The 19,911-nt window shown below is 72.4% G+C and carries 18 protein-coding genes and 1 pseudogene; 9 read left to right on the forward strand and 10 right to left on the reverse strand.

The window, feature by feature from the left end; translation table 11 throughout:
- Positions 1-21: 21 nt before the first annotated feature.
- From ABZ861_RS24620 to ABZ861_RS24630, 3 genes are all read right to left on the reverse strand, one after another.
- Entirely contained in the window at positions 22-1,023 is a 1,002-nt protein-coding gene (locus tag ABZ861_RS24620) for a hypothetical protein (protein ID WP_361633791.1), read from the reverse strand.
- Entirely contained in the window at positions 1,020-1,478 is a 459-nt protein-coding gene (locus ABZ861_RS24625; RefSeq protein WP_361633793.1) for a hypothetical protein, read from the reverse strand. Before ABZ861_RS24625 ends, ABZ861_RS24620 begins: the two co-directional genes overlap by 4 nt.
- A 294-nt stretch (positions 1,479-1,772) precedes the next feature.
- Positions 1,773-2,402: an aminoglycoside phosphotransferase family protein gene (locus ABZ861_RS24630; protein WP_361633796.1), complete on the reverse strand. Its 630-nt coding sequence runs from the start codon at positions 2,400-2,402 to the stop codon at positions 1,773-1,775.
- A 634-nt stretch (positions 2,403-3,036) separates the two neighbouring features.
- On the opposite strand from ABZ861_RS24630, the gene ABZ861_RS24635 reads away from it, so the two are divergent.
- Both ABZ861_RS24635 and ABZ861_RS24640 read left to right on the forward strand, forming a co-directional pair.
- Positions 3,037-3,987, forward strand: a complete 951-nt coding sequence (locus ABZ861_RS24635) for an SDR family oxidoreductase (RefSeq protein WP_361633799.1) — start codon at positions 3,037-3,039, stop codon at positions 3,985-3,987.
- A gap of 491 nt (positions 3,988-4,478) precedes the next feature.
- Positions 4,479-5,369: a glycoside hydrolase family 19 protein gene (locus ABZ861_RS24640; protein ID WP_361633802.1), complete on the forward strand. Its 891-nt coding sequence runs from the start codon at positions 4,479-4,481 to the stop codon at positions 5,367-5,369.
- Between the two features lie 378 nt (positions 5,370-5,747).
- On the opposite strand, the gene ABZ861_RS24645 is transcribed toward ABZ861_RS24640, so the two are convergent.
- Positions 5,748-6,329 (reverse strand): TetR family transcriptional regulator, encoded by a 582-nt coding sequence (locus ABZ861_RS24645; protein WP_361633805.1) that lies wholly within the window; start codon positions 6,327-6,329, stop codon positions 5,748-5,750.
- A gap of 84 nt (positions 6,330-6,413) precedes the next feature.
- Here ABZ861_RS24645 and ABZ861_RS24650 point away from each other — a divergent pair, with 84 nt between their 5' ends.
- Positions 6,414-7,334 (forward strand): SDR family oxidoreductase, encoded by a 921-nt coding sequence (locus ABZ861_RS24650; protein ID WP_361633808.1) that lies wholly within the window; start codon positions 6,414-6,416, stop codon positions 7,332-7,334.
- Between the two features lie 301 nt (positions 7,335-7,635).
- Here ABZ861_RS24650 and ABZ861_RS24655 read toward each other — a convergent pair whose 3' ends face one another.
- Complete coding sequence (locus ABZ861_RS24655) at positions 7,636-8,073, reverse strand: MarR family transcriptional regulator (protein WP_361633811.1); 438 nt, start codon at positions 8,071-8,073, stop codon at positions 7,636-7,638.
- Between the two features lie 157 nt (positions 8,074-8,230).
- On the opposite strand from ABZ861_RS24655, the gene ABZ861_RS24660 reads away from it, so the two are divergent.
- Positions 8,231-8,431 (forward strand): cold-shock protein, encoded by a 201-nt coding sequence (locus ABZ861_RS24660; protein ID WP_361633814.1) that lies wholly within the window; start codon positions 8,231-8,233, stop codon positions 8,429-8,431.
- Positions 8,432-8,916: 485 nt separating this feature from the next.
- Here the strand turns inward: ABZ861_RS24660 and ABZ861_RS24665 are convergent, their stop codons facing one another.
- A complete protein-coding gene (locus tag ABZ861_RS24665) occupies positions 8,917-9,225 on the reverse strand; it encodes a hypothetical protein (protein ID WP_361633817.1) in 309 nt (102 codons plus the stop codon).
- A gap of 772 nt (positions 9,226-9,997) precedes the next feature.
- Here ABZ861_RS24665 and ABZ861_RS24670 point away from each other — a divergent pair.
- On the forward strand, positions 9,998-10,909 hold the full coding sequence (locus ABZ861_RS24670) for a CAP domain-containing protein (RefSeq protein ID WP_361633820.1): 912 nt from the start codon (positions 9,998-10,000) through the stop codon (positions 10,907-10,909).
- A gap of 130 nt (positions 10,910-11,039) precedes the next feature.
- Here the strand turns inward: ABZ861_RS24670 and ABZ861_RS24675 are convergent, their stop codons facing one another.
- Positions 11,040-12,371, reverse strand: coding sequence for a hypothetical protein (locus tag ABZ861_RS24675; protein WP_361633823.1), 1,332 nt, complete (start codon positions 12,369-12,371; stop codon positions 11,040-11,042).
- Between the two features lie 324 nt (positions 12,372-12,695).
- On the opposite strand from ABZ861_RS24675, the gene ABZ861_RS24680 reads away from it, so the two are divergent.
- The gene (locus ABZ861_RS24680; RefSeq protein WP_361633825.1) at positions 12,696-13,559 is read left to right on the forward strand and encodes a BlaI/MecI/CopY family transcriptional regulator; all 864 of its coding nucleotides are present in this window, start codon (positions 12,696-12,698) and stop codon (positions 13,557-13,559) included.
- A gap of 175 nt (positions 13,560-13,734) precedes the next feature.
- Here the strand turns inward: ABZ861_RS24680 and ABZ861_RS24685 are convergent, their stop codons facing one another.
- Positions 13,735-14,658, reverse strand: coding sequence for a Rieske 2Fe-2S domain-containing protein (locus ABZ861_RS24685; protein ID WP_361633828.1), 924 nt, complete (start codon positions 14,656-14,658; stop codon positions 13,735-13,737).
- 208 nt (positions 14,659-14,866) lie between these two features.
- A complete protein-coding gene (locus ABZ861_RS24690) occupies positions 14,867-15,661 on the reverse strand; it encodes an SDR family oxidoreductase (protein WP_361633831.1) in 795 nt (264 codons plus the stop codon).
- Positions 15,662-16,053: 392 nt separating this feature from the next.
- Between ABZ861_RS24690 and ABZ861_RS24695 the strand changes: the two genes are divergently transcribed.
- Both ABZ861_RS24695 and ABZ861_RS24700 read left to right on the forward strand, forming a co-directional pair.
- Positions 16,054-17,559, forward strand: a complete 1,506-nt coding sequence (locus ABZ861_RS24695) for a hypothetical protein (RefSeq protein WP_361633834.1) — start codon at positions 16,054-16,056, stop codon at positions 17,557-17,559.
- A 360-nt stretch (positions 17,560-17,919) separates the two neighbouring features.
- Complete coding sequence (locus ABZ861_RS24700; protein WP_361633837.1) at positions 17,920-18,396, forward strand: Hsp20/alpha crystallin family protein; 477 nt, start codon at positions 17,920-17,922, stop codon at positions 18,394-18,396.
- A gap of 116 nt (positions 18,397-18,512) precedes the next feature.
- Here the strand turns inward: ABZ861_RS24700 and ABZ861_RS24705 are convergent.
- Positions 18,513-19,141: pseudogene (locus ABZ861_RS24705) on the reverse strand (DUF1345 domain-containing protein).
- 154 nt (positions 19,142-19,295) lie between these two features.
- Between ABZ861_RS24705 and ABZ861_RS24710 the strand changes: the two are divergent.
- Positions 19,296-19,796 carry a GreA/GreB family elongation factor gene (locus ABZ861_RS24710; protein ID WP_361633947.1) on the forward strand — a complete coding sequence of 167 codons (501 nt, stop codon included), beginning with the start codon at positions 19,296-19,298 and terminating at the stop codon, positions 19,794-19,796.
- The last annotated feature ends 115 nt before the right edge of the window (positions 19,797-19,911 follow it).

Below are 19,911 nucleotides of genomic sequence, written 5' to 3' on the forward strand. Positions count from 1 at the left end.
CCTCGGCTTCCCCGCGCATCACTACGTCTCCCCCGCTCCTGCCCCATCGGGCGTCTGTCCCCGGCGCGGACGGCAGCAGCACCGCTCCTGCGCCGGTTCAGGATGTTCGTAACCCGCTTCCAACGCCCTGCCCTGCCGCCAGAACGCCGACAGTTCCGTGTTCACCCGGCGCTCCTGTTCGGAGTCACCGGGCAGGGGAAAGTGCAGCGCGGGATACAGATCGAAACGGTGCAAGTCGAAGCAGACGCGCACAGCCTGCCCGTAGGCAATCGCGGCGTGAACTGCGGCGTGGTACGCCAGAACAGACAGCAGTAGCGGCGCCAGCGCGAGCAGCAGCCACCAGCTAGCGCGGACCAGCAGGACGACACTGGCCGCGGCGCACAGGGCCGAGACAACGCTGACGCGGCAGGCGGCGTCGAGTGCGTCGCGCCGATCCTCAACGGTCTCCTTGGCCACGCCGCCGAGGACCGCGTACAGGCGCGGCCACGCGGTCGGCCCGTCCCATCCGTAGGGGGCGCCACATCGGTCCTCGGCGGCAGCGAGCGCGTTGCCGAGCCGGGTGGGGCGCAGCAGGTGCGGCTGCTGCGGGAAGCCGGCGCGCAGCGCGCTGTCGGCAAGCCCCGCCAGGTGAACGGCTGTCGGACCGGGCGGTTCACCACCAGGCAGTTCCGCAGCACGTATCAGCCGCTGCCGACTACGCTCCTGACGTCGTACACCCCGCCGCGCCAGCACTCCGCACCAGGAGGGCCAGTAGCCCTCCAGCAGCCTGACACACGGCAGTTGGAGCGGGTGGAGCGCCAATGCCACCACGGTCGTCGCGAACAACAGCAGCACGGCCCCGCCCGCGCCCAGTGCGCCGATACGTCCCCAGGCGGCGCCCCAGTCCAGGACGGCCCCCGGGGCCCCGGCCCAGACAAGCAGCAGCACGAACAGAAAGCAGGCGCACACCGGCACGTAACCGATGACGAAGAACCGGCCGCCCAGCGCACCGGTAGGCGGCCCCCCCACCGCGGTCAGGCTCACCGCGCCATCCGCATCGCGCCGTGACCGGCCACCGGGCACGCAGGCGGCGCCTCGTCGGCGGCGATCCGGTAGGTGACCCGTCCACACTGCCCGCACCGGTAGCAGTACGCCGTGAACCGTGTGGGGGCGCCGGGGAGTGTGCCATGGTCCCCAGCGCCCAGTCCGCCGCGCAGCGGAGGTCTCCCGTCGCGCCGATCCGTACCGAGCACCTGCTGCTCGAAGCGAACGCGCGCGGTAAAGCCGACGGGGCGCCCATCCGGAACTAGGAGCACACTGTCCAGCACGGGGTCGGCAGCGAACACGTATCTCAGCGTCTCCATCAATTCCAGCAGCCGCGTGCTGGACGCGAACTCCAGCCGGGCTTGCCCGCTCCGGCCGCCTCCGGACACATCCAGGACACTCGTGTCATGCACCAGCGCCTCGTACCCACGCGGCGCCTCCGGACTCGTCTCCACTTCGGCATCCCTCCCCTTCACCTGGCACAGGCGCGGAAGTCTCTGCAACAACCCCCCGGCCGTGCAAGTGGGAAACGAGTGTAGTGAGGTTGTTCCCCGGTCCCACTCTTGCCGACGAGTGGGACCGGGGGCAGTGGTACTGCGGTCAAGCGATCAGGAGAGGTCGTCTCATCGTGCTGTCCTTTGGGCCGGACCGGGGTCACCGTCAATGAGAAGTGGAAGCAGCTCGCCGCCGCCAGCCGCTCGACGGCGGCCAGGGCGTCGCAGCGGATCCGGCCACAGGCACCGCGCGAGTCAGCCGCCGACCAGGGCAATGAGGAACCGGGTTTCGGCATCGTCCCGCCCCGCGCACATTCTCGGGACCGCAATGAGAGCGGCCAAGGCCCGGCACCAATCCAGCACACGACAAGGAGACATGCCAGGCACGAGCGCCGTCAGCTCCTCGACCCTCTGCTCCAGCACGGCCGGATCTGCGACTCCTCCAAGCACCCAGTCCACAGCGTCGAAGTCCGGGTCGCCCCACGTCGGCCTCGGATCGATCGCTACCATGCGGGCGCCCGGACCAGACAGCACGTTGGCCGGATGGAGATCACCATGCACGAGCCCCACAGGCCCACTGGCTGCAAGTTCCAGGGCCGCCGCTCGGGCCTGACCGAGCACCGGCAGGGCGACCGCGCCGTTCGCGCGGGCCGCCGCCAGCCTGCGTTCAGTCAAGTCGAACAGGAAGTCGATCCGGTGTGAGAGTGGCCGCAGCACCGAGTGCTTCCCTGGCACGGAAAGCGAGACTCGCAGGTCTCGCAGAAGGGCCGCGACCTCGGGCACATTCCAAGCGAGCTGCCGCACCGGCACTCCCGGCTCCACATGCTCCAGCAGCAGGGCCCCGACGGTGAGATCTGCTGCCAGCAGAGTGACGACCGACGGCATATCCCCGCCCAGGCTCGCAGGGCTTCGGCCTCCTCGCGGGCGATCAAGGGCTCTGGCGTGAGCTTCAGCCACAGCGAGGCGCCAGTGTCACGCTGCGAACAGCGGAACACCCTCGAGGTGCCTCCGCCGCCCGACGCAACAAGATCCAGATTCCAACGAGCAGCGAGTTCATGGACGAGAGCCGGCAACTCGTCACACCAACCGAGCACATCAGCGCCGAACCGAACGACGAGCCGGTCCCGGACCTATGGCGCGACGCAGGCCAGCTCACTCAATACGTACCCCGCAGGTGGTCGATGCAGTTCCCACGCATCCTATGAGCACGTTCAGTGCCCGTCCCACCACATTTCACGGTCACCGAGCGTGAAGAGCAGCAGCCTCACACTACCGAACACCGCGCTCAGGATTCACGTCGCTTACCGATCCCCAGGCCGGAAGGGAGCGCGCGGCGTGCTGAAACCGTTGTTTTCGTGACATAGCGGGCATGATGGGCACTGCCTCACGGTCGGCGGCCTCGTCGCGGACCGGCCCGGCGGGAGGCGCAGCGCACTGTCCCTGGCGGCCGTGCCGATGCCCCGACGCGGGAAAACGTGCGCGGCAGCCGGCGACGGCGGGTTCGAAGGAGGACTGCATCATGCGGGGAGTCCGCGGCCGCCCGGCCGGACGGAGCGGCGACGGTACGGTGCTGCGGGGGCGCGTGGCGGTCGTGACCGGAGCGGCGCGGGGCGTCGGAGAGGCATTGGCGCGGCGCCTCTCGGCGGGCGGCATGCGGGTCGCCCTCATCGGCCGCGAGGAGGCGTCGCTGCGCCGGGTCGCCTTGGAACTGCCTGCTCCTGGGCTGTGCGTCGAGGCCGACGTCACCGACCGGACCGCAATCGGGCACGCGAGCGAACTGGTGGCCGAGCGCTGGGGGCCGGCGAGCGTCGTGGTGGCGAACGCCGGCATCGCGGCCGGCGGCCCCTTCGCGGCCACGGACGCCGACCTGTGGCAGCGGGTCATCGACGTGAACCTGATCGGCTCCGCCAACACCGCCCGCGCCTTCCTGCCGCAACTCCAGGAGAGCCGGGGTTACTTCCTCCAGATCGCCTCGACCGCCGCGTTCGGCTCGTCGCCGATGATGAGCGCCTACTGCGCGTCCAAGGCCGGAGTGGAGTCGTTCGCCCAGGCGCTGCGCGGCGAGGTGGAGCCGGACGGCGTCGCCGTGGGCATCGGCTATCTGCACTGGACGGGCACCGACATGGTGGCCGGGATCGAGGAGCATCCCGTCCTGTCGGCCCTGCGCCGGCACCAGCCCGGCCCGGCCCGCCGCGTCCACAGCGCCGCCCGGGTCGCGGACTGGCTGGCCACCGGGATCGAACACCGCGCCCGGCACGTCTACGCACCGCCCTGGCTGCGCTGGTGCCAGCCCCTGCGTCCGTTCTTCCCGGCGCTGGTGGCGCATATCGCCCGCCGGGAGCTGCGCGCACTGAGCACCGGTGACTTCACCTCGGACACCGGAGTGCTGGGCGCCGGCGGCCGAGCCGACTGGGACGGCCTCCGGCACACCGTCCGCTCACCCCGGCCGGGCCCGCCTCCGTCGGGGTGAACGGCTCCTGCCACGCTCTCGGGACGGGACGGGACGGGACGGATCAGGGACGTTCGTCTTCAGCCACGCCGGGTCCGCCGCCGCCTCCTGCGCGTCGCATCGGACCTCGTCCGCCGTGCCCGCACGCGGCAGCGGTCCGCCGAGGCCGGTGTCACGACGGGATCGCCGCGCATCCTGACATGAGCGTCGACATCGTGCGGTGAGACATTCCGCAGGTGCGCCTGCTTCTCCTTGGTCGACCGGGCCAACTCCCGCCTACACGAGGCGACATGGACCATTCCCTCCACCGAGCCGCCGCCGCACCGCACTTGACGCCGAAGTCGTCAGATTGATCGCCCCGCACTCTTGACTGGTCCAGACCAAACCGGTTGAGTAGGTCGTCATCCCCCCACCGCAGCCGCCCCGGAGCCGTGGCCGAGTCAGTCGGCGCCGTCCGCGCGGGTTCCGGCCCCGCCTCCGCCGCGGCCTGGCAACGCAAAGGAATGCATCACGTGTTCAAGCGCCGCCTCTCCCCCCTCCTGGCCGCGATCGTGGTCAGCACCGCCGCACCGGTCCTGCTGCCGGCCTCCAGCGCGTCCGCCGCGTCCTGTTCGAGCTACCCGGACTGGGTGGCCGGCAGGTCGTACGCGACCGGCGACGTCGTCCGGTACACCGACGGCAAGGCGTACGTAGCGGAGCACGACAACCCGGGCTACGACCCCACCATCAGCACCTGGTTCTGGGATCCCTACGCGTGCGACGGCGGTTCCAGCACCCAGTCCGGCGACTTCGTCGTCAGCGAGTCGCAGTTCGACCAGATGTTCCCGAACCGGAACTCCTTCTACACCTACAGCGGCCTTCAGGCGGCGTTGAGCGCCTACCCCGGCTTCGCCGACACCGGGGACGACACGGTCAAGAAGCAGGAGGCGGCGGCCTTCCTCGCCAACGTCAGCCATGAGACGGGTGGGTTGGTGTACGTGGTGGAGCAGAACACCGCCAACTACTCGCACTACTGCGACGGGAGCCAGCCCTACGGCTGCCCGGCCGGCCAGTCCGCCTACTACGGCCGCGGGCCCATCCAGCTAAGCTGGAACTTCAACTACAAGGCCGCGGGCGACGCGCTCGGCATCGATCTGCTCGACAACCCCGGCCTCGTGGAGACCGACGCGTCCGTGGCCTGGAAGACGGGGCTCTGGTACTGGAACACGCAGTCGGGTCCCGGCACGATGACCCCGCACGACGCGATGGTGAACCGCGCCGGCTTCGGCCAGACGATCCGCAGCATCAACGGCTCGCTGGAATGCGACGGCAGGAATCCGGCGCAGGTGCAGAGCCGTGTCGACGCCTACCAGCGGTTCGTGCAGATCCTGGGCGTCCCGGCGGGCGACAACCTCTCCTGCTGACGGGCCACCCTGACGGGCCTCCCCTGTCGACGGCCGCCCACGGGACCGGCGTCCCGTGGGCGCTGGCGCGCCCAGGAGGCCGCCGCTCTCGGGCGACGCGTCCCCGCGCTCCCGTCGCCGCGCGTTCCGCCGAGCCGGCCGGACCCACCACGGCTGGCCAAAGGGTCACGCGGCAGCGAACGTATAGCCAAGGCTTCACCCGTGCGAAGGAACGACACCGACGTGCCGGGGCGATACGTTTCTGTGCCTCGGCTGACACACCCCCCCGTTCAGCCGAGAACGCACGGTCCCCGCATCCCACCCCGTCCCCGGGGTGCGGGGATCGTGCCCGGCCCCGCCGGCAGAGCCAGCGGCCGGGGCGCCGCGGTCCCCGCGAGTTCAGCGGTCGCGGTCGCCGTCTGCGGCGACGGCCGTTCTCAGCTCACGCAGGCACTCCCGCATCACCGGCGACAGCTCCCGCCGCTCCTCCGGCGCGACCCAGCGCTCGAAGGCGATCTTGAAGACGGCGATTCCCGCCTCGGCGGTCAGGCTCGCGGCCGGATCCTGGACGCCGCGTCGGCGCAGGGCGTCAGCGAGCGCCGCCGACAGCGAGGCGAGCTTGATCAGCTCGCGTTCCCGGAGTTCCGCGTTGGACGCGATGACGGCCTGCCGCCGCCGTGACTGCTCGCGCAGGCAGATGAACACCTCAGCGACCGCCTCAAGTCCCGCCGCCACGGCGTCCATCGGGGCCGCCGCCCCCGGCGCCGCGGCGACCGCCTGGACGAACCGCTGCTCCAGCGCGGCCGCGCCGTGGAACAGCACCTCGCGCTTGTCGGCGTAGTGCCGGAAGAACGTGCGCTCGGTCAGGCCCGCGCGCTGGGCGATCTCCGCCACCGTGGTCTGTTCGAAGCCTCGCTCGCCGTACAGCTCCAGCGCCGCCGCCGCCAGGCGTTCACGCGAGTTCGGCTCCCATCGTCCCATGGGGAGAGCGTACGCGATGACAGCGACTGACATCGGGTGTAGTCTCGATGACAGTCACTGACATCAATCAGTTTGGGACTTCCCATGCGCATCTTCGTGACCGGCGCGTCCGGCTGGATCGGCTCCGCGCTCGTGCCCGACCTCATCGACGGCGGCCATCAGGTGGTGGGGCTCGCCCGCTCCGAGGCGTCCGCCGCCGCCCTCACCGCCGCCGGGGCGGAGGCGGTCCGCGGCAGCCTCGACGACCTCGACGTCCTGACGCGCGCGGCCGCCGCGTCCGACGGGGTGATCCACCTGGCCTTCCAGCACGAGATCGCCTTCTCCGGCGACTTCCAGGGCGCCGCCGAGGCAGACCGCCGGGCTGTCGACGCCTTCGGCGACGCGCTGTCCGGCACCGACCGGCCTCTCGTCATCGCCTCCGGCCTGGCCGGCCTCAAGCCGGGGCAGACGGCGACCGAACAGGACATGCCCAGCGTCGACGGCTCGCCGGTGTCCGTCCGCTCGGCGACCGCGCTGGCGGTCTTGGACCTCGCCTCGCGCGGCGTGCGCTCGTCGGTGGTGCGGCTCTCCCCGACCTGTCACGGCGCGGGGGACAACGGGTTCATGGCCACCCTCGTCTCCCTCGCCCGGGACAAGGGCGTGTCCGGCTACCTCGGCGACGGCGGCAACCGGTGGCCCGCGGTCCACCGCCTCGACGCGGCGCGGCTGTTCCGCCTGGCGGTCGAGAAGGCCCCGGCGGGGACGGTGCTGCACGGCGTCGACGAGCAGGGCGTCGCGATCCGCGACGTCGCCGAGGTGATCGGACGCCACCTGGACGTGCCGGTGGCCTCCGTGGCCCCGGAGGACGCGGCCGAGCACTTCACCTGGCTCGGCGGCTTCCTCGGGATGGACATCCCGACGTCCAGCGATCTGACCCGCGACCTGCTCGACTGGCGACCCACCGGCCCCGGCCTCCTCGAAGACCTCGACCAGGGCCACTACTTCGCGGCGCCCCACGCGGACTGAACCACCGAGCACCGGCGGCCCTACGTGGTCCGCGCCCGTGCCGTGCTCGGCGGCATCCGGGCGCCGTCGCCTCGGACGTAGACCCGTGCGCCGGCGGCCAGCAGTCGAGGGGGCTTGTGGGGCGGAGTAGCCACTGCGCTGTGGGACCGGGGCGGGTCCTGCCTCCGCTCCCGTCACTCGACGGGCTCAATCGTGCCCGGCGAGTTCGACTGCGCCTCGGCGGGTTCGCCCGTGCCCTGGGGGGAGCCGTGCCCCGGCGGCGCTCCGCGGCGTCCCGGCGGCGTCGATCCCGGCGGTTCGGTCAGAGGCTTTCGCCCAGCCGCTCCAGCAGCGGCGCCGCGACGGCCAGCGCGCGCAGTTCGTCCGCCGAGAAATGGTCGGTCAGCGCGCGGGCCAACTGCTGTCCACGTGCCTGGCGTTTGCGCCGGAGGACGTCCTCGCCGGCTTCCGTGAGGGAGACGATGAGCCGTCGTCCGTCCTGGGGATCGGGGCGGCGCTCGACGAACCCGCTCCCCTCCAGGCGGTTCACCACAGCCCCCATGGCCTGCGCGGTCACCTGCTCGGCCCGCGCCAGCTCGGCCGAGGACGCCGGACCCGACCGGGCCAGCCGCGACAGCGCCGAACGCTCGGGCGACGACAGCTCGCCTGGCGCGCGGGTGTGCCGGAGCCGTCGGGCGATCAGGCCGACGGCGTCGTACAGCGCGCCGGCGAGGTCTTGGGGGTCGGGATGCCGCGTCACGACACGAAGCGTAGGCCGCCCACCAGAGAAATCAGGGGGAGTTCGACATAGCATGGGCGCGGCGAAGGCGGAGCGGGCTGCGGCCGAAACGTTCCCGCCTTAGCGGACCGCCCACGCCTAGGGTTGGGTGGTCCTCGGCTCAGACGAAGGAATGTACATGGCAAGTGGCACCGTGAAGTGGTTCAACGCCGAAAAGGGTTTCGGCTTCATCGCTCAGGACGGCGGGCCGGACGTCTTCGCGCACTACTCCAACATCGCGGGCAACGGCTACCGCGAGCTTGTCGAGGGTGAGCACGTCACCTTCGACGTCACCCAGGGTCAGAAGGGTCCGCAGGCGGAGAACATCGTCCGCGGCTGACCTTTCGGCGCCCTAGAACCCGTCCGTAGGCGTCGCCCCGCGGACGGGAGGCGAAAAGGACGTCCTGCGCATTGCCCCTCACTCACGTGAGGGGACGGTCCGCAGGACGTTTTTCGTCTTCGTCCCGCCGCGGTCCTGTGTGTCCGTCTGCGGCTTCTCTGCGTCCCTCTGCGGCTCCCCCGCGTTCCTCCGGACCTTCCCGCGTTGCTCCAGACATCTCCGCGTCCGTCCGGACCCACCCTCGTACGTCCGCGCGGACTGGCGCGGCGCCGCCCGGGAAGGCGGATGCCGCGCGCGAAAGCGGGTGCCGCGCGCGAAAGCGGGTGCCGCGCGCAGGGCTCAGCACGTCGTCCGAGTCGCCGGTGCACCGTCCCGGGCGCCCGGATGAGCGCCGTTCGGCACGTCGCCTCACCTGGCTGGGCGAACGCCGTCAATCCGGCGTTCCCGCTCCCGGCCCGCGCGGGCCGCTCCCCCCTCCCGGCCGGTCACTGGTCCGATCGGGCTTTGGTGACTCTGCCGTTCCCGTCGATCACGTGGGTGTTCCAGTACTCGTACCAGTGATCGCCGACGGTCTCGGGCACTTGGCCCTTCGGGTACCGGACGTAGCCCTTGGAGGGTTCCTGGCCCTTCGGGACGCAGGCGCTGCCGGTGCCGCCCACGGCCTGCACCGGGTACTCGCCGCCGCCGCAGACCGCGTCCTGCCCCGAGCACGCCGCCAGGGTGACGGACGCCAACGCCGCCGCGACGGCCATCGCCGCTCCCCGGCGAACGGCCCCAAAGTGTGGTGCGCGCATGTGATGCCTCCTCAACTGAGTTCGACAATGGCGAGTTTGGCCGCCGTCGACCGCATCGGTAACCGCGCGCCTGCTCACGCGATTGAGTACCTGGCGAAGCAACCTGTGGTGCTCCGAGCGCGTCCGGGGCGCGCCTGCGGCCGCACCCCAGGGTGGGCCGGCGGCCGCACCGCAGAGCGGGCCTCATGAAGATCGGGGCATGTTCGCGCGGCGCGGCGCGGCGGATGCCGTACTGGCCGATCAGAGTGAGGCCGCACTCGGCATGGTCGTGCGGCAGCGCACGCTGGTCCCGCACAGCGGCTGCCCGCTCAGCGCCTGCCCTGGGAGCGCGAGCGGCGAGAGGCGGACGTGCTCTGACGTCCACGGTTCCGTGACATCAGTCACAGCGCTCCGACGATCTGAGGAAGCCGGTTAGTAGTCGGGCCTCTTGGCGACATAAAGGATTTGTCCATCTTGACAGGGATATGGATCGCCCTGCGCCCTACGGCCGTGCGCCCAGTCGGAATGTCCGCGCATCGCTCCTCGCCGTACGGCTCCTGACGGGCTCACAGAACGAGCGCGACTCGTGGAACGCGGAGCAGCACGCCCGCACCCGTATGGCAAGGACGGAGAACGTTACGAGGCGCGGTAGTAGCCGGGCTCTTTGCCCTTCCTGTCGGAGCGTCCTAAGAATGAGGCCCGCACCGCGTCTCCGCAGTTCAGAGGCGGTGTCTGCGCAAGGCCGGCCGCACGAAGGCAGCTCGGCGACGGCGACTACCGGGTGAGGTCAGACATGGGCAAGCACCGTCAGCAATCACGCTATCGGCGGATAGTCATCGCCGCCGCAGCCGTGGGCATGGTGGGCATACCGTCCGCGGCCATGGCCTGCACGTACTGGCCGCAGGACAAGGGAGGCCAGACGCCCAGCGCGACCGAGGCCCCGAGCGCGGACTGGTGGAACGTCGCTCCGTGGAACCACTCCGGCGACCAGGCCGCCGCCCTCTCGGCGCCAGTGACGCTGACCGCCGCGTCCACCGCGCCGACCGTCTCCGCGTCCACCGCGCCCAAGCCCACGACGCTCGCGCACTCGCACCGGGCGAAGAGGGCCGCTCACCGCCACCGGCACACCTGGCGCGCGCACACCCCGGCCGCGCCCGTAGAGACGGCGACGGCCTCCGCGCCGACGACCTCCTCCCCCACCGCAGTGAAGACCGCGACCGCGCGGCCCACGGCCGCCCCCTCCGCCGCGGCCTCGCAGACGCCGACTGCGGCTGCGCCGACTCCGGCCGCGCCGTCGAGCAGCGCCCCCGCGTCCGTCGCGCCCGCGTCCGGGACCGCCGCGCGCATCGTGGAACTCGTCAACGCCGAGCGCAGCAAGGTCGGTTGCTCGCCTCTCACGCTGAACTCGGTCCTCACCAAGGCGGCGCAGGCGCACAGCGACGACATGGCCGCACACCAGAACATGTCGCACACCGGGTCCGACGGGTCCGACCCCGGCGACCGCATCACGAAGGCCGGTTACACCTGGAGCTCCTACGGCGAGAACATCGCCTACGGCTACGGCACCCCCGAGCAGGTCATGGCGGGCTGGATGGCCAGCCCCGGCCACAAGGCCAACATCCTCAACTGCGGGTTCAAGGAGATCGGCGTCGGGCTGGCGCAGCCCGGCAGCTACTGGACGCAGGACTTCGGCGCCGCCCGCTAGGCCCACGCGGCGGCCCAGCGGCCCGGCAGCGCACCGGCCGAAGACCGTCCACCCCACCGCGCGTCCACCCCACCGCGCGTCCACCCCGCCGCGCGTCCGCCCTGCCGCGGCACGTCCACCGCGGCCTGCCTCAGCCGCCGGGGACGCCCGCGCCCGTGTCCGGGCCGCGCGTCCCCGGCGGCCCCGGTTCGTCCAGGAACTCGGCCACCGCCAGCGCGCACAGCAACGCGAGAGCGAGGACGAGGACCACCCACCCGGTGGGGTAGCTCCACAGCAGGTACGTCACGGCGGCCGCGGCGACGAGGAGCCAGGTGATCCACGTCCGGTGGCGGTGGACGTAGGGACCGACCGGACCGGTGCGCAGCCCGGCGCCGTCCGCGGCGGTGCGCACCGCACGGATCCCGGACCGCCACGCCTGTCGTGCGAAGGTCGCCCGACGGCCCCGGCCGGAGAGCCAGGCGGCCGCCGCGATCACCGCCGCGAGGGCCACGACCTCGCGGATGGAGATGCGCAGATACCGGATCAGCGTGTCGTAGACGGCGCCGGCGGCCGGCCGGGAGACGCCGCTCGGCAGGGCGCCGAGGTACAGCTCGCGCACGACGGTGAGGCCGACGCCGAGGACCAGCATGGCGACCGCGGCGCCGAGCACGCCCGCGACGAGGACGCGTCGGCGGTGAGCCGCCGACAGCACGCCCGCGGCCAGCAGCAGCGCCGCCAGCACCGGGAGCCAGAGCCCGGCGATCCGCAGCAGCCACAGCCCGACCCTGAGCTTTCCCAGTGCGTCGGACCGCAGGACGGTGAAGTCGGTGTGGATCGGCGGCAGGTGCGCGGCGATCGTCAGCCCGTGGTCGACGAGGCGCTGCTTGACCTGGTCGATGACGGGGGCCAGGTCGACGGTCACGGCGCCGTCGTGGACGGCCACCGCGCCTTCGCCGGTCAGCGCTTCGTCCACGGCCGCGTGGACCTCGCGGTTCGCGTCGACCCAGATCCGCTGGAAGGCGCCGGAGGCGATGACCTCCTGAGCCCGCACGCGGACGAATTCGCGCACGGCGTCCTGTAGCGGTACGGCGAGTCCGCCCAGAGCCTTCGCCAGCCTCGGCCGGTCCTGGGGTGCGGCCCCTTGAAGCAGGTCCGCAAGGTGGATGTGGCCCATCAGCGCGTCGGTGACGCGGTCCGCCGCGGCCGCCTGTACGGCGGGGTCGGCGGCCAGCGGGGCGACCGTCGCGACGTAGCGGTCGGTGTCGTCGACCACGGCGGCGCTCCACGCGGCCACGGCGCCGAACGGGGCGAGCACGCAGCCGAGCACGACGAGCAGCGCGGAGACGAAGGACCGCAGGCGGTGATGCGCCGCCCGGCCGGACCGGTCGGGCCGGGGCGCGGCGTCGTGCTTGCGCACGTCCTCCAGCTCCGAGCACCGTCCGCCCGCTACGGGCTCCGGTGGTCGCTCTGCGGCGGGGGCCATGGGTCGCCTCCTGCGGCCTGGGGTGTCCACGCCTGGCGCGGCCGGCGTCGGGTGGGTCCAGGACACCCCGGGGAACAAGGGGGCGCGACCGATGGTGACCCATGGGAGTGAACGGGTGAGGAGGGGCGTCCAGGGAGCCGAAGGCGGCCGAGTCGGAGGGGACCGTCCGGTGCGAACAAGCGGGCGGCCGTGTACACCTGCGGCGTTCGGCTGGGCGACGAATCCTGGGAAAGCAACCGCCAACTCAGTCAATCCGTAGTATCTCTACGCAGAGCACACGCGGACGTGTCAACGCAACGCGGTCACACGAGAAGAGGCCGACTCATGCCCGACTCCACCACTGTCACCGACCTGGCTTCGCAGTACGTCGCCCAGGTGGCCGGCGACCTGGATCAGAACGTCAAGGAGCAGGAGCGCATCGGCGCGGAAATCAGCGCGCTACAGGAGCAGTTGGCGGTTCTTCAGCACGACCACGGCGTGCTCGTGACCATGCAGCAGGCGCTCGGCACGAAGGCGGCGGCCACGTCCGCGCGGCCGTCGGCGGCCACCGCCGTCCCCGCGCCCCGCAAGAAGGCCACGACCGGGTCCGCCGCTGCCAAGCGAACGCGGACCGCCAAACACACGGCGGCGCCGAAGGCCGCGACCGCGAAGAGCACGGCCGCGAAGAGCGGGACGACGAAGAGTCCTGCGGCGAAGGGCCCGGCGACGGCGAAGACGGCGGCCGAGGACGCCAAGTCCCCCTCCAGGACGGCGACCGCCAAAACCGCGCCCGTGAAGCAAGCCCCCGCGAAGACGGTCGGCGCGAAAACGGTCAGCGGGAAGACGGCCGACGGGAAGAGGGCGGCGGAGTCAGCGCCGAGCGGGAAGGCGACCGCCGCGAAAGCGGCGACCGCTGAGACGGCGACCGCGACGGCGGCGCAGCCCACGCTCGTCGAACTGGTCCGGCAGCACCTCGCCGCCCAGCAGGAGCCGCGCTCCGCGGGAGAGGTCGCCGCCGCCCTCGGGCAGGAGCACCCGGACCGGGACGTCAAGGCCACCGTCGTCCGCACCACGCTCGAAGCACTCGTGGCCAAGAACCAGGCACAGCGCGCCAAGCAGGGCTCGTCGGTCTTCTACACACCGCAGGACGCCCCCGAGCAGCCGACGTCCTCCGGCGCCCAGCCCCACCCGACCTCCACCGACGCCTGACCCCGCCTACGCCTAAGCCACGCCCTCGCCGAGGCCGAGGTGGAGCGGGGCGCGCTGCCCGGACGTCTCGCCGGGCTCTCGTCGCGGGAGCGGGAGGAGTCGTCGTCCACCGAGTGGTTCATGCGCGTCGACCCGGCCGAGGCGGGGGGCGCCGGGTGTCAGGTTCGGGACTTGCTCACCGCGTGCGCAGCTTCGCCTCGACCAGTCCCCCGGTGATCCGGGTGTCGAAGACCGGCTGGGGCGCGGTGGCCGGGCCCTGGACGTTCCAGCCGTCGGAGAGGCGGAAGACGCTGCCGTGCCAGGGGCAGCGCAGGCACCCGTTCTCCAGGGCGCCCTCGGCCAAGGGGCCCGCCATGTGGCTGCACCGCTCGGCCAGCACGTGCACCGTCTGGTCCCCCTGCCGGACCGCGACGACGGCGATTCCCTCGATCTCGCGCTGCACGGGCTGGTCCTCCGGCAGGTCGGCGAGGGCGCCGATCGGGTGCCACCCCGAGGAGACCAGGTGCGGGACGGCTTCGGCGTGATTGGCGCCGGACGCCTGCCGGTAGGCGAGGTGACCGCCCAGCGCGCCGCCGACGCCGACCGCGCCGAGACCGGCCAGCCCGAGCATCCGGCCCGCCGCTTCCCGCCCGCGCAGACGGGCGGTGAGCGAGGCGGAGTACAGGGCCACGGCCGCCAGGTTGGTGACGGCGTGCACCATGCCGACCCGCATCTGCGTCTTGTGCAGGTCGGCCCAGTCCACCCAGCCCGACGCCGCCGCCGGGGCGACGGTGATCAGACCGGTGGCGATCAGGATGCGTGCCGCCCGCCGCTGTCCGGGCACCGCGTCGAGCACGGCCGCCGACAGCCAGCTACCGAGGGGGACCTGGACCATCACGGGGTGCAGCGGATGGCCCAGCCACCGTCCGTGCAGACCGTCCCGGGCCGAGCCGAGCGGCAGGGCCAGGACGGCGCGCTGGATCACGTCCAGGACGCGGTCGGCGCCGGTGAACTGCTCGATGCGGTCGACGGCGCGCAGGATCCGACCGGGGCCCGCGTCATGGGGCAGGATGCGCTCCGCTGTCTCCGCGGCGCGCCGGGGGAGAGTGTTGTGCGTCATGGGTCCCGGGTAGCCAGGGCGCGCGGCGGCAATCGGCGCCGCGCGCGCCAGTCCCGCCGGGAGCCGCACGCACACCGGCCGCCCGCCCGCCAGCCCGCCCGGCGGGTGGTGCGCGTGCGGGGCGCCGTCAGTACGCGTGCGAGGCGCCCTCGCCGCATGTGCCGCCGCGCCCGCCGCGCGCCCGTCGGCTAGGGCCGGGGGCGGCGGCTCAGGGCAGGATCGCGTCCACGTAGCCCCCGTCCACGCGCAGTGCCCCGCCCGTCGTCGCGGATGCCTGGTCGGAGCTGAGGTAGACCACCATGTGGGCGATCTCCTCCGGCTCGATCAGGCGCTGGATCAGCGACTGCGGGCGGTGCTCCTTCATGAAGACGCGCTGGGCCTGGTCCCACGGCAGGTCGGCGCCCACGAGCTGGCGGACGAAGTCCTCCGCGCTCTCGGTGTGGGTGGGACCGGCGACGACGGAGTTGACGGTCACGCCGGTGCCCGCCGCCTGCTTGGCGAAGCCGCGGGACACGGCGAGCAGAGCGGTCTTGGACATGCCGTAGTGGATCATCTCGACGGGGGTGACGACCGCCGAGTCGCTGGCGATGTACTGGACGCGGCCCCATCCGCGCTCGCTCATCCCGGGCAGGTATCGGCGGGTGAGCCGGACGGCGGCCAGCACGTTCACCTCGAAGTAGCGCCGCCACTCCTCGTCGGAGATCTCCAGGGGTTCCTTGACGCCGAACACGCCGAGGTTGTTGACGAGGATGTCCGCGTCCGGCAGGGCGGCACAGACCCGGTCGGCGCCCTCCTCCGTGGCGACGTCGGCGGGGACGGGGACGAAGTCGCCGTCCGGCGCCCGTCCGGCGAGGCGCTCGACGGCCTCCTCCACCCGCCGGGGATCGCGTCCGTTGACGCCGACCCGGGCGCCGGCCCGAGCGAGTTCCGCCGCGATGGCGGCGCCGATGCCCTGGGTGGATCCGGTGACCAGGGCGGTGCGTCCGGTGAGGTCGATGCGCATGTCGGTGCCCTTCGGCGTGGGGGTGCGGGCTCGGTGGCCCGGTGCGGCGGGCGGGCCGTCATCTTCGTCGGTCCCGGCGCCGGGCGGCGCGAGGCGCGCGGGAGGAACGGGGCGGGCGCGGCGCCCCGTCCGCCTCGGCGGGCGCTGGCCCGTACGCCTCGGCGGGCGCTGGCCCGTACGCCTCGGCGGACGCTGGCCCGTACACCTCGGCGGCGGCCGGTCTGGCTCGGCGGCGCCTGCCGCTCCGCCTCGGCGGACGCTGACCGATCCGGCTCCCTTCGGCCGTACCGTCTGGCCGTCCGTCGGATCCCCGTGCTCGGGCGGCTTATCATCAGGCTGTTTTGGCATGTCCGCAAAGGGACAGGCCGGTGAATGTTGAGGAGAAGACGCCTGTGGCACTCATCCGCAGACCCAGGGTCGTGGCCGCCGTCGCGGCGGCGGCGGCCGTGCTCGCCACGCTGACCGGGCAGGCGACGGCCACGGCGGACTCACCGACGATGACGAAACTGTCGCTCGGCAGCAGCCAGTTCAAGATGTCCGACACCAACTACGCCTCGGCTACGGACAATCTGTACACCCGTTACCTGACCCGGCACGCCGACCTCACCGATGTCATCACCACCGATTACACGAAGAACTCGGCTGGGGACACCGACAGTTGGCTCAATCTGCGCTCGATGCGCTCCTGCGTCGGCGACGAGACGAAGGCGCTGCCGACCGCCGCGACCTCGACGGCCTGGTGCTGGTCGTCGGCGTACGCCGATGACACGACTCCCCGGTGGTGGCCGCAGGGCATGACCACCACCGGCGCCGCCGACGGGTCCGACGGCGCCATTCAGGGCGACCATGTCGCGGCGGTCGCCTGGCACTACAGGACGTTCGCCCGGGACGCCGCGTCCGACACCACCGGCTGCAAGTCGGACAACCTGCTGAAGCTCACCTTCATCGACCGGGACACCGGGAAGTACCGTCACGTCCTGCTCGCGGAGCCGACCAGCACCTCTTCCGGCGCCAGCGACTTCAAGTACGTGACGGGCCACGGCGGCGGCATCGTCTGGTACGCCAACTACCTCTACGTCACCGACACCACGCACGGCATCCGCGTCTTCGACGTCAACAAGCTCGCCAAAGTCGACGACTACGGCTCCGGCTTGACGACGTACGGCATCCACAGCGGCCGTTCCAGCGCGTGCGGTTATCCCTACGTGCTGCCCGAGGTGCACTACTACCAGCAGGCGGGCACGCCGTCCTCGTGCGCCTCCGACGCGAACAACGGCGCCCTGGACCCCGACCACCTCTGCTATTCGTGGCTCTCCCTGGACAAGTCCAGCGGCAGCCCGTACAAGCTGGTGACCGGTGAGTGGTACGGCGACGTCGACGGCGGCCGGGTGGTGCGCTACCAGCTCAACCCGACCAGCGCGAGCACCTATCCCGGTCTGCTGAACATGTCGGGCGGCAAGACCGTCATCGAGGACGCCTACGCCGCCTCCCGCTACCGGGGGCTGCAAGGCGGCATGTCCTGGACCGACGCCCAGGGCGTGCTCAACTTCGCCTTCCACAAGGGCTGCGGCACCCTGTCCGGCGTCTACTCCCACACCTGGGTCGGCGACACCAGGGCCGCCACCACGTGCGCGGCGGGCGGCAACTGGGCGGCCGGACCGCCGCAGGGCCTGAGCTACTGGCCGAAGCTGGACTCCACGCAGGTCGACGAGCTGTGGGGGGACACCGAGGGCATCTGCCCCAGCGTCTCCCTGAAGCAGAGCTACCCCGAGGACTTCGCGGACGCCACCGACCCGCGTGACGTCTGCTACGCGCACAACGGCAGCACCGTCACCACGTCGCTGCGCTCGGTCTTCGCCGTCGGATTCAACGACCCGGCGGTCCAGAACCTGCACTGACGCGGACGGAACACGCGAGGGGGGAGCCGGACGCAAGGGCCGGCTCCCTTTCGGCGTCTCAGCACTGGGGCCGTCGGCCGTGGTTCGCCGCTTTCTTACGGCGGCCCTTCTTCTTCCGGCGTCGCTTCGAGGACACGTCAACCTCCTGATGCGGCCCGCGCCCCGCAGGGGCGACATGGACGTTCCCTTTCCGGATCCTTCCACAGGGCGCCGGGCGCCGCGATCCGGCGCTTCCCCGCAGGGGGCCGCCGCGTCACCCGAACGGCGCGCACCCGATGGCCCGCCCCTTGGGCCCGCGCCTACGGTGCGAGGGTCTTCCCGACCCGGCGAACCGGCCGCACGACGACGTCAGGAGTCCCCATGGCGGAAGAACCGACGCGCCGCTCCCCCGGCGCCCTTCCCGCGCGCCGGGCCTGGTGGGCGGCCCACGATCCGGGCATGGAGCTCCAGCACCTGTGGGGCGAGGTGAGCCGGCTGTTCGAGCGGGCCTCGGTGGACGCCTCCGGCGCCCCCGGCCACTGGATGCCGGTCGCGGAGGAGGAGGACGCCGGGGACGCGTACGTGGTGCGCGCCGAGCTTCCGGGCGTGCCGCGCGAGCGGGTGCTGGTGGAGCTGGACGGCAAGGAACTGCACGTCTCCGGCTCGCTGGACGAGGCGGGCGGCGGGGACGCGCTGAACCGGCGCAAGGGCGCCTTCTCGTACGGCGTCCGGGTGCCCGGGGACGTGGACGACCAGGGGATCGGGGCCACCCTGGCGGACGGCGTCCTGACGATCCGGCTGCCCAAGTCGGGGAAGCCCTCCCGGCGGCGGATCGACATCGGCGTCGCGGACGCCTGACGGCCCGCGGATCCCTGGGAAACGGCCGGGCAGGCGCCGCTGCTCGCGCACCCGGGCGCCTCTTTGACTCCCCAGGAACATCGATCGACGAGGGTCACGGGCGGGAGACGGCCGCTTCAGCCAGCGACCATTCCCGCGACCAGATTGATGGCGGTGGCCAGGATGCCGGTGCCGAACACATAGGACAACAGGCAATGCCGCAGCACTGTCGCCCGGACAGCCGTACTGGAGACGTCGGTGTCGGAGACCTGGTAGGTCATCCCCAGGTTGTAACTGAAGTAGAAGAAGTCCCGGTACGCCGGCGGGCTGTCGGAGTTGAAGTCGATGCCGCCGACGGGCGGCGCGTAATAGAGGTACGCGTACCGGGTGGCGTACATCAGGTGCAGGGCCGCCCAGGCCATGAACACGCCGAGCAGGGCGGTGACCGCGTGGACGGGGCCGGACCTGCCGGTCAGAAGCACCGCGATGCCCGCCAGGCCGCACAGGGCCACCGCGACGACCACGATCTCGTCGACCTTGGGGCGGAAGTCCTCGCGCCCCGTGGTGCGCCGCGTGGTGGGGGCGTCCATCGACCACAGGACGATCCAGCCCGCCAGCACGAAGGACGCCTCCATCCCGGCGATGCCCGCCAGGACGCCCAGGGGGGCGTCGATCGCGGGACGCCGACGACCGCGCCGACCACCGCTCCGAAGACCACCGCCACGGCCAGCCGGGAGGTCGCGGCCGCCGGCAACCAGGAACTCATGGGCCACAACCGTAGCGGCGCCCCCGTGGATCGGCCCGTCGGCGCGGCCTCCGGGCGGGCCGGGGAGTGGCCGCCGGGCTACGCTGCCCTTGCGGAGGAGGGCGGGGTGAGCGTCGTCCCAGCTCCTTCGCCCGACCTCACCACGGGAGCAGCGATGACCGGTGATCCCCGACCGATCAGCGTGCGAGCGCGCCAGGCCCTTGAGCGGGAACTGGCCGATCTGCGCGCCGAGCGCGCGACGGTGGCGGCGACCCTGCGCGACGCCGACGCGCCCGGCGACGTGGCCGACCAGGCGGACGAGCTGCAACGGGTCACGCAACTGGGGCGCCTCGACGACCGGATCGCCGCGATCGACGTACGGCTGCGCCAGGCGGCCGACGCGGGTCCGCCGAGCACCGACGCGGTCAGCGTGGGCTCGACGGTCACCGTCCGGTTCGCGGACGGCGGCGAGGAGACGGTGCGGCTCGGCGAGATGGCGGAGGAGGCGGACCGGACCCTGGTCACCGCGGACAGCCCGCTCGGCCGCGCGCTGCTCGGCCGCCGCGCGGGAGACACCGTGGACTTCGACGCGCCGGACGGCCGGTCGTCGGTGACCGTCCTGTCCCTCGGCGACCCCGGCGACCCCCGCGGGGACGAGCCCCGCGAGGGCGCCTGACGGTCGCGGCGGTCACGAGACAGGGCGGGCGCCGTTCCGGATGCCGTCGCTTCCTCGGCGTCGGCACCGCGGGAGGTCGCGTCGCCGCCGGTTCGCGCCTCCGCCGTGTGCGCGC

It is taken from the genome of Streptomyces sp. NPDC046985 (assembly GCF_040644415.1).
Taxonomy (GTDB): Bacteria; Actinomycetota; Actinomycetes; order Streptomycetales; family Streptomycetaceae; genus Streptomyces.

What these genes read in the sequence shown, in the direction of transcription:
- ABZ861_RS24630 (WP_361633796.1), bottom strand. Translation starts at nt 2,402, where the DNA reads ATGCCGTCGGTCGTCACTCTGCTGGCAGCAGATCTCACCGTCGGGGCC.
- ABZ861_RS24635 (WP_361633799.1), top strand. Translation starts at nt 3,037, where the DNA reads ATGCGGGGAGTCCGCGGCCGCCCGGCCGGACGGAGCGGCGACGGTACG.
- ABZ861_RS24645 (WP_361633805.1), bottom strand. Translation starts at nt 6,329, where the DNA reads ATGGGACGATGGGAGCCGAACTCGCGTGAACGCCTGGCGGCGGCGGCG.
- ABZ861_RS24650 (WP_361633808.1), top strand. Translation starts at nt 6,414, where the DNA reads ATGCGCATCTTCGTGACCGGCGCGTCCGGCTGGATCGGCTCCGCGCTC.
- ABZ861_RS24660 (WP_361633814.1), top strand. Translation starts at nt 8,231, where the DNA reads ATGGCAAGTGGCACCGTGAAGTGGTTCAACGCCGAAAAGGGTTTCGGC.
- ABZ861_RS24665 (WP_361633817.1), bottom strand. Translation starts at nt 9,225, where the DNA reads ATGCGCGCACCACACTTTGGGGCCGTTCGCCGGGGAGCGGCGATGGCC.
- ABZ861_RS24670 (WP_361633820.1), top strand. Translation starts at nt 9,998, where the DNA reads ATGGGCAAGCACCGTCAGCAATCACGCTATCGGCGGATAGTCATCGCC.
- ABZ861_RS24675 (WP_361633823.1), bottom strand. Translation starts at nt 12,371, where the DNA reads ATGGCCCCCGCCGCAGAGCGACCACCGGAGCCCGTAGCGGGCGGACGG.
- ABZ861_RS24680 (WP_361633825.1), top strand. Translation starts at nt 12,696, where the DNA reads ATGCCCGACTCCACCACTGTCACCGACCTGGCTTCGCAGTACGTCGCC.
- ABZ861_RS24685 (WP_361633828.1), bottom strand. Translation starts at nt 14,658, where the DNA reads ATGACGCACAACACTCTCCCCCGGCGCGCCGCGGAGACAGCGGAGCGC.
- ABZ861_RS24690 (WP_361633831.1), bottom strand. Translation starts at nt 15,661, where the DNA reads ATGCGCATCGACCTCACCGGACGCACCGCCCTGGTCACCGGATCCACC.
- ABZ861_RS24700 (WP_361633837.1), top strand. Translation starts at nt 17,920, where the DNA reads ATGGCGGAAGAACCGACGCGCCGCTCCCCCGGCGCCCTTCCCGCGCGC.
- ABZ861_RS24710 (WP_361633947.1), top strand. Translation starts at nt 19,296, where the DNA reads ATGACCGGTGATCCCCGACCGATCAGCGTGCGAGCGCGCCAGGCCCTT.